This is a genomic window from Rhizobium halophilum, from assembly GCF_021648825.1.
GTDB classification, from domain to species: Bacteria; Pseudomonadota; Alphaproteobacteria; order Rhizobiales; family Rhizobiaceae; genus Neorhizobium; species Neorhizobium halophilum.
Genome location: NZ_JAKJHS010000012.1, coordinates 26,537 through 40,629 on the forward strand (window position 1 = coordinate 26,537; position 14,093 = coordinate 40,629).

General features: G+C 59.5%; 13 protein-coding genes. 6 read left to right on the plus strand and 7 right to left on the minus strand.

Translation table 11 applies throughout. The annotated features are described in order from the left end of the window. Nucleotides 1–11: 11 nt before the first annotated feature. The 4 genes from LXM96_RS18515 to LXM96_RS18530 all read left to right on the plus strand — a co-directional run bounded on the left by LXM96_RS18515 (nt 12) and on the right by LXM96_RS18530 (nt 5,107). Nucleotides 12–833 (plus strand): sugar phosphate isomerase/epimerase family protein, encoded by an 822-nt coding sequence (locus LXM96_RS18515; protein ID WP_240000048.1) that lies wholly within the window; start codon nt 12–14, stop codon nt 831–833. 147 nt (nt 834–980) lie between these two features. Next, on the plus strand, nt 981–2,765 hold the full coding sequence (locus LXM96_RS18520) for an FAD-dependent oxidoreductase (protein ID WP_240000049.1): 1,785 nt from the start codon (nt 981–983) through the stop codon (nt 2,763–2,765). After that, nucleotides 2,755–4,509 carry an FAD-dependent oxidoreductase gene (locus tag LXM96_RS18525; protein ID WP_240000050.1) on the plus strand — a complete coding sequence of 585 codons (1,755 nt, stop codon included), beginning with the start codon at nt 2,755–2,757 and terminating at the stop codon, nt 4,507–4,509. Before LXM96_RS18520 ends, LXM96_RS18525 begins: the two co-directional genes overlap by 11 nt. Then, entirely contained in the window at nt 4,496–5,107 is a 612-nt protein-coding gene (locus LXM96_RS18530) for an NIPSNAP family protein (protein WP_240000051.1), read from the plus strand. The genes LXM96_RS18525 and LXM96_RS18530 overlap by 14 nt, the downstream gene beginning before the upstream one ends. Nucleotides 5,108–5,222: 115 nt before the next feature. Here LXM96_RS18530 and LXM96_RS18535 read toward each other — a convergent pair whose 3' ends face one another. Next, nucleotides 5,223–6,017: an IclR family transcriptional regulator gene (locus LXM96_RS18535; protein WP_240000052.1), complete on the minus strand. Its 795-nt coding sequence runs from the start codon at nt 6,015–6,017 to the stop codon at nt 5,223–5,225. Nucleotides 6,018–6,646: 629 nt separating this feature from the next. Between LXM96_RS18535 and LXM96_RS18540 the strand changes: the two genes are divergently transcribed. Next, on the plus strand, nt 6,647–6,967 hold the full coding sequence (locus LXM96_RS18540) for an SDR family oxidoreductase (protein ID WP_240000106.1): 321 nt from the start codon (nt 6,647–6,649) through the stop codon (nt 6,965–6,967). Between the two features lie 50 nt (nt 6,968–7,017). On the opposite strand, the gene LXM96_RS18545 is transcribed toward LXM96_RS18540, so the two are convergent. The 6 genes from LXM96_RS18545 to LXM96_RS18570 all read right to left on the minus strand — a co-directional run bounded on the left by LXM96_RS18545 (nt 7,018) and on the right by LXM96_RS18570 (nt 12,781). Continuing rightward, nucleotides 7,018–7,740 carry an ABC transporter ATP-binding protein gene (locus LXM96_RS18545; protein WP_240000053.1) on the minus strand — a complete coding sequence of 241 codons (723 nt, stop codon included), beginning with the start codon at nt 7,738–7,740 and terminating at the stop codon, nt 7,018–7,020. A 1-nt stretch (nt 7,741) separates the two neighbouring features. Further along, nucleotides 7,742–8,485, minus strand: a complete 744-nt coding sequence (locus tag LXM96_RS18550; protein WP_240000107.1) for an ABC transporter ATP-binding protein — start codon at nt 8,483–8,485, stop codon at nt 7,742–7,744. 20 nt (nt 8,486–8,505) lie between these two features. Continuing rightward, nucleotides 8,506–9,480, minus strand: a complete 975-nt coding sequence (locus tag LXM96_RS18555) for a branched-chain amino acid ABC transporter permease (RefSeq protein WP_240000054.1) — start codon at nt 9,478–9,480, stop codon at nt 8,506–8,508. Beyond that, complete coding sequence (locus tag LXM96_RS18560) at nt 9,477–10,355, minus strand: branched-chain amino acid ABC transporter permease (protein WP_240000055.1); 879 nt, start codon at nt 10,353–10,355, stop codon at nt 9,477–9,479. Before LXM96_RS18560 ends, LXM96_RS18555 begins: the two co-directional genes overlap by 4 nt. A 91-nt stretch (nt 10,356–10,446) precedes the next feature. Next, nucleotides 10,447–11,574 (minus strand): ABC transporter substrate-binding protein, encoded by a 1,128-nt coding sequence (locus LXM96_RS18565; protein WP_240000056.1) that lies wholly within the window; start codon nt 11,572–11,574, stop codon nt 10,447–10,449. A 310-nt stretch (nt 11,575–11,884) separates the two neighbouring features. Next, nucleotides 11,885–12,781 (minus strand): NAD-dependent epimerase/dehydratase family protein, encoded by an 897-nt coding sequence (locus LXM96_RS18570; protein ID WP_240000057.1) that lies wholly within the window; start codon nt 12,779–12,781, stop codon nt 11,885–11,887. Nucleotides 12,782–12,980: 199 nt separating this feature from the next. Between LXM96_RS18570 and LXM96_RS18575 the strand changes: the two genes are divergently transcribed. Further along, nucleotides 12,981–14,054 (plus strand): Gfo/Idh/MocA family protein, encoded by a 1,074-nt coding sequence (locus LXM96_RS18575; protein WP_240000058.1) that lies wholly within the window; start codon nt 12,981–12,983, stop codon nt 14,052–14,054. The last annotated feature ends 39 nt before the right edge of the window (nt 14,055–14,093 follow it).

Consider the following 14,093-nt stretch of genomic DNA (forward strand, 5'->3'; position numbering starts at 1 on the left):
GGGGCAAGACAATGAAACGCCGCTACTCGCTTTCCTTCCTCACCGTCGCCGATCTACAGCCTCCCGAGGCTATTAGAGTGGCAGCTAGGACTGGTTACCACGAGGTCGGTCTTCGGCTTTTGCCCGCGGCAGCAAGCGGCGAAGCCCCTTATCCGATTTTCAATGATCGAAGGGTTCTTGCTCAAGCACAGCAGGCGATCGAGGAAACCGGCATCGGTATTGCGGACGTCGAGATTGTCCGGCTCAAGCCGGAAACGGAGATCGCTGAGTTTCTTCCTTTTCTTGAGTGTGCGGCGGCCCTGGGAGCGTCGAAAGTTCTTGTTGCGGGCGACGACACTGACCATTCGCGCCTGACACAGACGTTTGCGGCGTTTGCTGAGCTTGCTGGTCGCTATGGGATGACCGCGGATCTGGAATTCATGCCCTGGACCGGCGTGCGAGACGCCGTTGAAGCCAATGCCATTGTGCAGGCTGCAGATCAGCCCGCTGGAGGAGTGTTGGCAGATGCACTTCATTGGGATCGCACAGGTGGCAGGAAAGAGGACCTTTTGGCGATACCGCACAGTCTCATCCATTATATCCAGATCTGCGATGGGCCATTGGGCTATGATCCCTCCGACAGCGGTCTCATCCGAATCGCCCGCGGCGGCCGGCTGATGCCGGGCGACGGCGGCATCGATCTCGCCACCTTTCTGCGTGTATTACCGAAGGATGTTCCCATCAGCGTCGAAATTGCTTCTCTCGAGCTGAACCGCCGGATGACTGCTGACGAACGAGCGGCAACAGCCTTGCGCAAAGCTAAGGAGGTCGTTGCCAGATCAGAAACTGAATAAGCTCATTTTTGGAATGAAATTCGTTTTTATGTGAGGAGCCTGCTGAAGCCGGGTCTGCGCATGGTCAGTCCATATGCGCTGTGAGGGTGGAGAAGACGGGCGTGCCGCGGGACCTTTTCAAAGGAGAGCCAGGAGATGGCGGGAGCCATGCCAGATATCCGTGTTCCTAAGCCTGCAATGTGGGACTATTCTGCGGTCGCCAGTCGCATCGAATGCGATGTGCTTGTGGTTGGATCGGGCGCCGGTGGCTTGTCGGCTGCGGTGGCCGCCGCTCATTTCGGATTGTCCGTAATCGTTGCCGAAAAGGCTCAGGTTTTTGGCGGGACCACAGCCTTGTCCGGCGGCTGGCTCTGGGTTCCGAATGCTCCGCATGCCGTAGTGGCTGGCAAGGCTGAGGACTTGGACAGGCCCCGCTGCTACCTGAGGCAAATCCTCGGCAACCGCTATAACGAGCAGATGATCGACAGCTATCTCGATGCCGCGCCGCGCATGATCGCGTTCTTCGAACGCGACACATCGGTCAAATTCAACCCCGGGAGCAGCAATCCAGATTTCCATGGGCATGTCTCCGGCGCGGCCACGGGCTGGCGTTCTGTCGTGGCTGCGCCCTATGACGGGCGCGAGCTTGGTGCGTTGATCAAACAGTTGCGTCCACCAATCGCCGAAACCACACTTCTCGGCATGGGCATCGCGTCTGGTGCGGACATGCGCCTGTTTCTAACAGCGAGTCGCTCGGTACGCGCCTTCCTTCATGCCGCAAGGCGCACCGCAAGGCATCTATGGGATCTGGCACTCCATCGTCGGGGCATGCAATTGGTCAACGGCAATGCGCTGGTAGCAAGGCTTTTGCGATCAGCCGCCGACAAGGGGGTGACCCTTTGGGCGCAAGCCCCGGTACGCCAACTGCTGCGCAGCGGGGGCCGGATTGATGGGGCCGTTGTGGAAACCGTCGACGGGCCGAAGGAGGTGAGGGCGAGATGCGGCGTCGTGCTGGCGACGGGCGGTTTCCCCCATGATCATCGCCGACTTCACAACATGCTGGTGCATGTACGGGCGGGAACGCAGCATCACTCAGCAGCCTGCGACAGCAACACCGGCGATGGCCTGCGCCTGGCCGAAAGCGTGGGGGGCCAAATCTCGACTGTGCAGGTGGACGCTGCCGCTTATGCGCCCGTTTCCCTGGTGCCACGAAAGGACGGCACCTGGGGCCGCTTTCCACACCTTGTGGAACGCGGCAAGCCGGGAATCATCGCCGTGACGGCAGCCGGTAAACGTTTTGTCGACGAGGGCGGTCCTTATCATGACTACGTCAGAGAGATGATTGCGGCCATACCGAAGGGCGAACCCGTCGTCTCCTGGCTTATTTGCGATCATCGCTTCCTTCGCCGCTATGGGCTGGGTGCAGTCAAGCCGGCGCCGGTGCCGTTCCAACGATGGCTGTCCAACGGCTATCTGAAAAGCGCTACGACAATCGAAGATCTGGCCCTACGGTGCGGTATCGACCCGTCTGGGTTGCACGCCACCGTTACATCCTTCAACGCGCAGGCCGAAAGCGGGGAGGATCTCGAGTTTCATCGCGGCACCACGCCCTACCAACGGGTGCAGGGCGATCCCGACCACGGGCCAAACCCTTGTCTCGCTCCAATCACCAGAGCACCCTTTTATGCCGTGGAGGTGTTTCCAGGCAGCCTCGGTACATTTGCCGGCATTTCGACTGATCGGCAAAGCCGGGTGCTGGATGAGCGGGGCCAGCCTATTGCCGGTCTCTTTGCCGCCGGCAACGACATGAACAGCATCATGGGCGGACATTATCCCAGCGGCGGGATCACGCTCGGTCCAGCGATGACTTATGGATTCATAGCTGCAGAGACGATGGCAAGAGATAAGGCGGCCGCTGTCCAATATTATGGGAGGAAAGAAGATGTTGGCTGACGCAGTGCCGGGTGTGCCGGATGAAGTCGATCTGCTGGTCTGTGGTGCCGGCGCCGGCGGCATGACAGCGGCTTTGGTTGCGGCACTGGAAGGCTTACAAGTCGTCGTCTGCGAGAAAACCGATCAGGTGGGTGGTACAACCTCGACCTCCGGCGGCACGACTTGGGTTCCCGGTACGCATCTTTCCGATCAGGCCGGCGTGCCCGACACGGTGGCGGCGGCACGCGAATTTCTTAATCATGTGGTTGCCAATCGCTCTGGCGTGCGGCTTCGGGAAGCGTTTCTGCAATCCGGTCCTGAGGCCATCGAAGAGCTGGACCGCTTGACCGACGTGAAGTTCGTGGCAGCCGTTGCTCATCCGGATTATCTTGACGGTCCCGGCTCGGCCTATGGCGGACGCGCGCTTGCACCTTTGGCCTTTGACGGTCGGCTCCTTGGCCGGGAGGACTTTGACCGGGTGCGTCCCCCGCGCCGGGAGTTTCTCGGCCTCGGCGGCATGATGGTCGGCCGCAACGAGCTTGATGGTCTGCTCAATCCATTGCGCTCCAGTGCCAATTTCAGGAGCGCCGTCACGATTGTTTCACGCTACCTTAGAGACCGTGCCAGCTATCGGCGCGGCACGCGGTTGTTGATGGGAAACGCGCTGGTGGCACGTTTGCTCTACAGCCTGCGCAAGGCCCATGTACCGGTGCTGTTTCAAACGAGCGTCAAGGAATTGATCATCGAAGAAGGGCGGGTCGTCGGAGCCGTTTTTGATAGCGCTTCTGGACCCCGGCAGATCCGTGCCCGCAAGGGTGTTGTCTTGGCAACCGGCGGCATCTGCTGGAACCGCAAGATCCGCGAGCGACTGTTTCCTGCGGGCGCACGCGGCTATGCTTTGGCGCCAGTCAGCAATACCGGCGACGGTGCAGATGTCGCTTTGGCTGCCGGCGCCGGGTTCGAAGATGGCGGAGACAGTCCGGCACTGTGGATGCCCTGCTCCTCTTATCACAGAGCCGACGGCTCACGGGCTGTCTGGCCGCATATCATTCTGGATCGCGCAAAGCCCGGATTACTGGCCGTCAATCGAGCGGGCAGGCGCTTCGTCAACGAGTCTGATTCCTACCATGATTTCTCCATGGGCCAGATCCGCGACGGCTCAATGCCGGCGCATCTTGTTTGCGACGCCGCTTTCATGAAACGCTATGGGATGGGGATGATCCTGCCTGGCGCCAAGAACCTGCGACCGATGGTCAGGGCCGGCTATGTAATCGAGGCAAAGACGGTGCTTGAACTTGCCGCAAAGATTGGCGCCGATCCCGATACGCTCGCCAAAACCATAGAGGCGTATAACCAATCCGCCGAAACAGGTGTCGACGAGGCGTTCGGTCGTGGTGGTTCAGTGGTCAACCGATTCAATGGTGATCCCCGTGCACAGCCAAACCCCTGCATCGGTCCCGTCGAAACCGCTCCTTTTTATGCGGTGGCGGTATGGCCTGCCGATCTTGCCTCCAGTGCCGGCCTGTCTGGAGACGAATTCGGCCGGGTTCTCAATGAGGCCGGCGAACCGATGATCGGGCTTTATGCCTGCGGCAACGATCTCGCTTCGATTTTTCGTGGCACCTATCCAGGACCCGGCACGACCTTGGGTCCGGCTGTGGTGTTCGGCTGGCGGGTGGCAAAGCATGCGGCAGGCAAACTGAGTGATCGGCCGAGCCATTTCGGCGCAACGGCCAACGAAAGGACAGAAAATGCAACGTTATGAGATTGCCACGCTCTCAACCGCCATGGGGGCAGCTGCCAAGGCCGCGCCGGCAATCGAGGCCTTCGCCAGAGATGGGACCGGGCGGTTGCTCGGCATCTTCTACGCCGATATCGGGACCCTCAACCGGGTGCTCGTGCTGCGAGGTTTTGATACCGTCTCCGATCATGACGAAGAGCGGGAAAGGACCTTGCGGGCTTCAAGCCCATTTGGTTCCGGGGAATGGTTAACCGGGCTGCAGCTGGAAAGCTATGCACCTTTTCCCTTCCTGCCGCCGGTTCAGATCGGCAGGTTTGGGCCGGCTTATGAGTTTCGGACCTATGTGCTGAAGACCGGCGGGCTGGAGCCCACCATTCGCGCCTGGGAGACCGCAGTTCCGGAACGGACAAAGCTCTCCAGGCTGACGGTTTGCCTATACGGGCTCGATGGAAAGCCGCGGATGACGCATATTTGGCCGTTCTCATCCGTCAACGAGCGCGGTCAGGTCCGGGCCGATTCGGTGGCGCAGGGTGTATGGCCGCCAAAGGGCGGACCGGAGTGGCTGACAACAGACATGCAGTCCACCATTGTCTTCCCCACCGCAAACTCGCCGTTGCAATAGTAGCGACCGGAAGGCTTCTGGTCCCAAGCCGGTTGCAGGACCAAAGCCTTCCATTCAGTTTTATGCGGGCTCCCGGCGCAGCCAGATCGTCTGTGTTGCTTGAAGCGTCTGCTCCTCAACCCTTGCTGTGCAGCCCGGGAAAATAGCGCGAACCAGTGGCCGCCATTCCGATCTCTTCAGCTGCGCTTGTGAGAGGTGCTGCCATTTCTTCCATTCTCTCCGGCGACATGCGCACGGCCGGCCCGGCGATCGACAGGCAACTGATGACCTGGCCATTGCTGCGCACCGGCACGGCCATCGCCGTCATCCCCAATGTGTAGCTGTTGCTGGACACGGCATAGCCGCGCTCGCGGGTTTCTGCCAGAATCCGCAGCAGCTGCGTGATCGTGCGGGGGGCGCCGGGGCCTGTAGGGCGGTCGGGATTGGTAAGACCTTGGCGCGAGACCTTCTGCAACGCCTCGTCATCCGACATTGAGGCAAGCCACGCCTGGCCACCGGCGCTGCTGGCCAGATGGACGATGACGCCTTGTTCTGCGCCGGGATCGTAGCGCAGGCCGCCGGTCGCACCTTGAGCGACGGCCACCCATATCAGGTCTTCTGCATCAATCACCGAAAGCCGCACCAATTCGCCGCTTTTTTGCGCCAGACGGTCAATAATGGGTTGTGCGACATCACCAACGCCGGTTCGTCCCAGGAATCCAACTCCCAGCGCGGCAAGCTTCATGGTCAGAGCATAATCGCCCTGGTCCTGGACCTGCCGGACATAACCAAGCCGGATCAGCTCGTTGAGCGTCCGATGAACACCACTGGCCGGTTGATTGACCTTTTGCGCAATCAGGGACACTGACAAGCCATTGGGCCGCTCTGCAAGAAGCTGGATGATGGTGAGAGACTTCTCAAGCGTGCTCATGCATTTTCCATTGTGGATCGTCATTCCACTTTGGAGGTGCCGCCCGTATAGTCAAGCGCTGTCGGGAAAAATCCGGTGCTCAGACAGGATTGCGTCGATTCCGCCAAAGCGGCGAACAGCTCAAGGGTCGCAAAACAATCTGGTGCGCTGCTGCATTCCCGCCTTGAAACATCGGCTGATCGGTGCGCGGCAGCAGTGACAGGCATCCCGGCTGCGCGCCCGAAACGACCTGCCAGACCGCAACGGCGTTCTCAACCGCTTGGACATAGACGAGAGTAGCGCAGCCGTTGGCAAAAAGTGACGTCCCATCGCGTCTACCAAGACGGATATCGCTTCGGCGGGCGAGGGCCTCTTGGGAGGAGGGCGACATGGCTGTGCGGCAAGAAAGCAGTCGCTCTGCTCTTCGACAAGCACAAAGGCACCGGATATAAACCCCTTCAATGCCTTCAAGCGTGTGCTTGACGTCCATTTATTAGGACCTTCGTTACGTCACGCGAGGTGGCGAGGGGGATGGTCGCGCGGCGCTGCGGCGTTATCCTCAATCGTTCCTCAATTGCCGGGCTGACCGGCCTCTTAAACGCAACGCCTATGGTGCGGCGAAGTCCGGCATCGTCGCAATGACAAGAGCGATGGCCTGCGAATGGGCAAGCGACGGAATCCGAGTTAATGCCGTGGCACCGGCTTTTGTGGAAACGACATTGGTGAGAAAGCTGTCCGAAGCGGGCCGCCTGGACCTCCCGACCCTTCGCCGTCGCACGGCGACCGGTCGCCTTATCCAAGCAGAAGAAGTCGCTGCGGCCGTGAACTTCCTCGCGTCTGCGGCAGCGTCCGGCATCAAGGGTGCTGTCTTGCCTGTCGATGGTGGGTGGACCGCGTTTGCCGATTTCGGCGATGCGTTTCGGTGTAGAAGCTCTTTCCAACTCTTCTCGACTTCCCTGCCAAGATGGTAGGAGCCCCGGCATTCAAGACCGGGCCTCTCCTTCTCCGACTTGGGAGGCCGTCAGGCGGCGGTTTCGATATGGCCGCCAAGAAAGAGCTGGCCGACACGCGGATCCTGCAGGAGCTTGGTCGCCTGGTCAAACATGCGCGTCTGACCAAGTTCGAGCACCAGCCCAAAGTCGGACATAGCGAGGGCTGCCTTGGCGTTCTGCTCGACCATCAATATGGTGACACCCTGGTCGCGCAGCCGTATCAGCGTCTGGAAGACTTCCTGGACGAGATTCGGCGACAGGCCGATGGAGGGCTCGTCGATCAGGATCAGCTTCGGGTCGAGCAACAGGGCCCGGGCGACCTCCAGCTGCTTTTGCTGCCCGCCCGAAAGTTCGATCGCCTTCTGGTCCTTACGCTCGCGCAGCATGGGGAATTGGTCCATCACCTCTTCCATGCGACGCTTGACCCTCGACTGGTCCTTGGCCGTGATGCCGCCGAGCTCGAGGTTGTGAAGCACTGACAGTTGCGGCACGACGTTTCGGCCCTGAGGCACATAGGTGACCCCGCGGGCAATCATTTCGGCGGGAGACTTCCGCGTCACATTTTCGCCGTCGAGCAGGATCTCGCCCGAGTGGATGTTCAAAAGGCCAAAAACCGCCTTGAACACCGTCGACTTGCCAGCCCCATTGGGCCCGATCACCGTCGTGATGGAGGCTTTGGGGATGCTGAACGAGGTGCCGTTGAGAATCGTGATACGGCCATACCCGCCGCTGACGTTTTTGACTTCAAGCATGTCAGCCTCCGAGATACGCGTCGATGACCATCTGATTCGACCGGATTTGATCGGGCGTTCCTTCGGCGATGACCTCGCCCTGTGCCAGCACGATGATACGGGTGCACAGAGACATCACAAACTCCATATTGTGTTCGATAACCACGAACGTCGTACCGTGCTCACGGTTATAGGTGGTCAAGCGGTCTTTCAGGTACCCCAGCATGGTCAAGTTGACGCCCCCAGCTGGCTCGTCGAGCAGTACGATATCTGGACCGGCCATGAAGGCCATGGCGGCATCAACGAGCTTTTGCTGCCCGTAGGAGAGGGATCCGGCTTCGGTGTTACGGTAAGGCGTCAGTCGAAAGAAATCGATCAACTGTTCAGCTTTTGACGTCAAGCCGGCGTCGCCCTTGCTGAACAGGCGTGAAAACATGGTTCCTTCATGCTCCTGGCCCGCTAGGATAACGTTGTCGAGCACGCTCATCTTCGGGAAAACCGAAAGCTGCTGAAATGTGCGCCCGACGCCCATCAGGGAAAGATCCGCAGGCCGCACGCCATCCGTTGCACGCCCTTTGATCGCGCAATGTCCTTCGGTCGGCCTCAACTGGCCGAGGATGCAGTTAAACAACGTCGACTTGCCGGAGCCATTGGGTCCGATCAGACCAAGAATTTCGCCGGGCAACACATCGAAGCTCACATTGTTGACGGCCCGGATGCCGCCGAACTGCTTGGAAATGTTGTGGACCGACAGAACGGGCTTGATGTGCGCCTGGGGCTGCATGGTCATAGCGAAACCCCCTGCTTCAGGTCGTGCCGAGCTTCATGCTTGGGCCTGACTTTCTCGAGAAGCTTTTGACCGAGGCCGATCAGGCCATTGGGCGAGTACACCATCAGCACGATGACGAGCGCGGCGTAAATGATCAGGTAGTATCCTTCGGTGAAACGAAGCAGTTCCGGAAGAAGGATCACCACCGCTGCTCCCAGCATCGGGCCAAAGAAGAAGCCCGAGCCCCCGACCACCACCATGAGCAGGATCTTCAGCGAGTGGATGAGGGCAAAGCTGCCTGGCTCGATGAACTGTACAAGCGGCGTTTGCATCGCGCCAGCCAAACCGCCGAAAGCCGAACCGATTGCAAACGCCAGCAGTGTCTGGCGGCGGATCTTGAGTCCAAGGCTTTCGGCGCGGATCGGATTTTCGCGCAACGCCTTGAAGGCACGTCCCCAGGGCGATCGCAGGATCCACCACAACACGCCGGTCGATAGAAGAAAACAGACCAGGGAGAAATAGTAGAACGGGAGGTTGCCGTCTGTGCTGATGCCGAAGAAGGAGGGGCGCGGCATTCCGACAAGCCCGAATGAACCGCCGGTAATCTCCTCTTCATTGCGCAAGACGAGAAAGAGCAGTGTATTGAAGGCTAAGGTGACGAAGGCGAGGAAGTGATGCTGGACGCGCAAGGCCGGATAGCCAAGCGCAAGTCCGACCGCAAAGCTGCTCACGATCGAAATGAAGGCCGCCAGGCTCCAGTGGACCCCGTTCAGCGTCATCAGCGCGGTGATATAGGCCCCGATCCCCATGAAGCCGGCCTGCGCCAGACTGACCTGGCCCGCATAGCCAAGCGTCAGGTTCAATCCCATCGCGGCAATCGAGAACACCAACCAGGAGCAGAGCGTATAGATGATGTAGTTGCCCTGGCCCAGGGGAGCGACGACGAGTGCTGCAATTGCAAGCGCAAGAAGGGTGATCCTGGAGCGGGTCATACAGTTCTCCCTTCCGGGGTGCCGAGCAAGCCCTGTGGGCGCAGCAGAATAATGGCGATGAGCAGGATGAGCGGCATGGCCGAGCGGTATTCCGAGGAGACATAGACTGCGGAAAGATTGTCGATGACGCCGATCAGCAGCCCGCCAACCAGAGCTCCACGGATCTGGTTGAAGCCGCCAACAATGGCGGCGATGAAAGCGACGAGACCAAGCGTTTCGCCATTGGAGAATTTGGCAAGATAAATCGGCGAGATCAGCACCGAAGCGATGGTTGCAAGCGCTGCGTTGATCAAGAACGTGTACAGGACCATCCGCTTGACGTTGACGCCGAGGACTTCGGCAACGGCGGGATTTTGGGCAGTTGCCTGCATGCAGCGGCCCGTGCGCGTGCGGTTCAGGAAGAGCTGCAGGCTGCCGATGGCAAGCATCGAGACGATCAGATTGCAGATATCCTGGACCGATACGCTGGCGCCTGCGACGTTATAAACCGTTTGCGGGAAAATGGCTGGAAAGGGCTGGGCAGTTGCGCCGTAGAACTCCTTGACGCTCTCCTTCATCAACAAGCCAAGTGCAATCGTGGCGATCACGAGCGGCAGTGTCCCATGGGGAAGCATCGGCTCGACGATCAGCCGCTTGAAGGCGACGCCGAGGATCAACAAAGCCAAAGCAAGTCCGAAGACGATGGAGAGCCACAATGGCAGGCCAAATACGGTCATGCCGATGAGGACAAAGAATGCCGGGAGCATGACGAACTCGCCTTGGGCGAAGTTGATCGTTTGCGACGCTTGCCAAAGCAGCGTGAAGCCCACAGCCGCGAGCGCATAGATGGAACCGGCGGCAAGTCCGGAGATGAGAAGCTGTAATAGCTCGGCCATAATGTCGTCCTAAGGGCTCTTGTCGGCTTTGCGAGGGCGTTGAGGGTCACCCCAGCGGCGGCTCACAGCCGCTGGGGTGACCGATCCGCGATCAATTGGGGGGCAGAACGGCCTTGACGACCTGTTTGCCGTTCTCGACCTGTACAAAGAAGCTCTCGCGCGACATTTCTCCCGTCTCATCCCAGCTGACGTCCATGAGCACGCCCGGGCAGTCGGCGGCTTTCAAGGTCAGGCCGTGCATTTTCTCGGCAATCGCCTGACTGTCGGGCTCACCCACCATCTCGGTCACGCATTTGAGAGCATAGGCTGCGGTATAGCCTTTGATCGCGTTATGGTCTGGTGTGTAATTGAACTTGGCCTTGAACTTCTCCACCATCTCGGTCATTGCCGGGATATTCGCGTCTGGTGTCAGACCGACATGACCCATTGCGCCATTGGCAGCCTCTCCTGCCAGCTCGATCACCTTGTGTCCGATCAGCGTGGTTTCGCCCACCAGCGGGATCGTCACGCCCTGCTTGCGTGCCTCCCTAAGAAAGCGCGCGCTTTCCTCCTCGGTGACGTAAACAAAGGCTGCATCGGCCTGAGCACCTTTCAGCTTGACGATGTCAGCCGAAAAGTCGCTTTGGGCCTGTTCGGTTGGAATGTCAGCAACGATCTCAAAACCGTGGTTTTCTGCTTCCTTCAGGAAAGAGGTATGGCCACCTTTGCCAAATTCTGTGTTTGCCCAAACGATGGCAACCTTCTTCACCTTCATCTCGTCGGCCATGTATTTCGCCATCTTCGGCACGCCTTTTTGCGAGCCAAAGGCGGTGCGGAAGATGTAGGGATTGTTCATCGATGTGATCGAAGGCGCTTCGGAACCGGTGAACTGGGGGATGCCAGCCTGGCGGGCGACCAGCATGTTCACGACCGTTGACGAGGAGAAGACTGTTCCCATGATGGCATAGACGCCGTCGTCGATTGCCTTTTGTACCATCGCGCGTGAGACCTGCGGATCGGTCTGGCTGTCATACTCGGTGACCGCGATCTGTTCGTTCAGCACGCCGCCGGCGTCATTGATTTCTTCAAAACCCATCTTCACGCCATCGCGAAAATTGGTGCCAGCCGCGGCACCAGGGCCAGACAGCTCCACAATGGAACCGACCTTCAATTCGGCCATCGCCGGCGCCGCGGCGAGCGTCGTGACGAGTGCCGTTGCATACACGAGCTTGTTGATCATCTTGTTATCCTCCCGAAGTGATCATCTGAAAAGAACCGACGTGCGACCACGCGTCGCCGTTCGGCACCTCGACCGCAGAAATACCTGCGGCTCCATCGTTTGTCCTGATTGTCCTCCTCCCTAGCGCGCCTGTGACAAGCTTTACCCCCGATTACTCTCGCTCCTCAGCGACGCGGTGGAAAGGCCGGGAACCGTGTTTTCTGTTCTCGCTTACGGCAGGTGTGCCTGTCGAGCGCACTACGCCTCCTCCTGGTCCGGTTACGTTAGTCAGCCGGCTGCCAACTCGAAAATGGACAATGCGATCTATTCATTAGACGATTGCCCTTCGCTGACCCAGCCCCTGAAGTTCCGTGAGGCTTTGGGCAATACCGGCGGCAATCCCAGTCACGGGTTGCGGACCAAGAAAAGCTGGAACGGGATCGGAGGAGAGATCTGCTGGAATGCTCAACGCCTTGCCATTGATGCTGATCTGCGACCAGTCGGACTGCCGACAAAGCTCGCCAACAAAAGCGTCCATTTCGGCCGTCTCGCCGGCCATAGTCAAGGCCGTCGCGCCTTCCAAAGGCGCGGTCATTGCTGCCGCCAGCATGAGGCCGACGTCGTCGACATAGACAAAGCCGACACGGCCGGAAAACCGTATCTCGGCCGGCTCACGCCGGACACAGGCGGAAATTGCAATAGAGGGGCCAGCTGCGATACCTGAGCTGATGCCGGGGCCATAAATTATGTAGGGGCGAAGGGCGAGGCTTGAAATGCCATGATCTGCAAAGAAAGCGCGCGCCACCCCCTCCACAGCAAGCTTGGTTGCGCCATAGATCGTCATGGGTCGAGGGTGAACTCCATCCTGTGGCCCAAACACGCCCGCCGTGCTTAAAAAAGCTACGGGCAGGCGGCGCTGTTTTGCTGCCTCAAATACATTGATGCTACCAATGAGGTTGACCTTGGCGGCCAATGCAGGGTCGCGGGCACAGTCCAGCGTCATCAAGCCCGCAGGATGGATGATGCCGTCACATTCCTCGACTGCAGCCGCGACGGCTGCCGGATCTGAAATATCTCCGCAAGTGATCTCCACAGACGCGGCGCTCGCCAGGCGCTCCGGGCGCGGCGAAAGATCGAAGACGCGAACGCGGTGTCCTGCCGCCTGAAGCGCACTGACGGTGCGTGCACCCACAAAGCCAGTGCCGCCTGTTACGAGTATCCGCCTCATCAGCTCTGCCTTTTTGATCACTGCCGTTACTGCCTGCGAGAGCAATATCCGAGGCTCCCTCATGAAGCTCCGGCGCTGGTGTGTCGAACGAGCGAAGCCTGTCCACGCGCAGTAATGCAAAAAACGGAATTACATTCAAGATTAAACTTTAATTCTGATTTTGGTTTTGTATGGTGGTCGCGCTAGGGAGGAGAAAGAGTTGGACACGATCGGCATCGCCGTCATTGGCGCAGGCGCAATCGGCCGCACCCATATCGATACATTGGCAAAGATGCAGAAGACAGGTCAGGGGCACCTCGCCTTGGCAGCTGTGGTGGAACCCGGTCCGCAAGGCCAGGCTTTGGCCAGCGCCCACGGCGTTCCGTGCTTTTGCGACGTCGCAGCTCTTATCGATGCGAGGGCCGCGCAAGCTGCCATTGTTGCCACGCCAAACGAGACGCATCTACCAATTTCCACGATGCTGCTGACATCGAATTTACCGGTCCTGTTGGAAAAGCCGGTCGCCGAAAGTCTCGAATCTGCGCTTGCCCTCATTCGGATTGTTGACGAGACCGGCGTACCGCTTCTGGTTGGACATCATCGGCGCCACAATCCGATCACCAAGGCTGCCCGAGACGCCATAAGGTCCGGCCGGATCGGCAACCTTGTGCTGGCAACCGTCACCTGCTCGCTTGCCAAAACTCCGTCCTATTTCGACGCTGCATGGCGCAGGACGCCTGGAGCGGGAGGGCCGCTGCTGATTAACCTTGTGCATGAGATCGACCTGCTGCGTCACTTCTTCGGCGAAATTGCAAACGTGCAGGCCATCTCCAGCAATGCGCGGCGCGGCCACGCCGTTGAAGATACGGCCGCAGTGATTGTGACCTTTGTGAAGGGAGGCGTTGCGACCTTGGGTATATCGGATGCCGCTAGCGGTCCTTGGGCTTGGGATCTGTCGGCGGGGGAAAATCCGGCAAGGTTTCCTGCACACGATATCAGTGCTCACCATTACGCGGGAAGCAAAGCGGGACTCTCCCTGCCAGACCTGACCCTATGGGAGCCGGACGATGAGCCGGACTGGACGCGCAAACTCAAGACGACACGTTTGCCCCTGCAGGCAGCAGATCCTTACATCGAGCAACTGCTTCATTTTGTTCAGCTCATCCGCGAGGGCGGGATGCCGCTGGTCGATGTGCGCGATGCGACGGCAAACCTGATCGTTCTGGATGCCATCCGAACAGCCGCCACCAAACGGCAGGAGGTAGCGGTGGATTTACGGGCGCTGGGAGGGTAAGTCGGGCCCACGCAGGCTGGTCCCAGCGGAGCGGAGGAA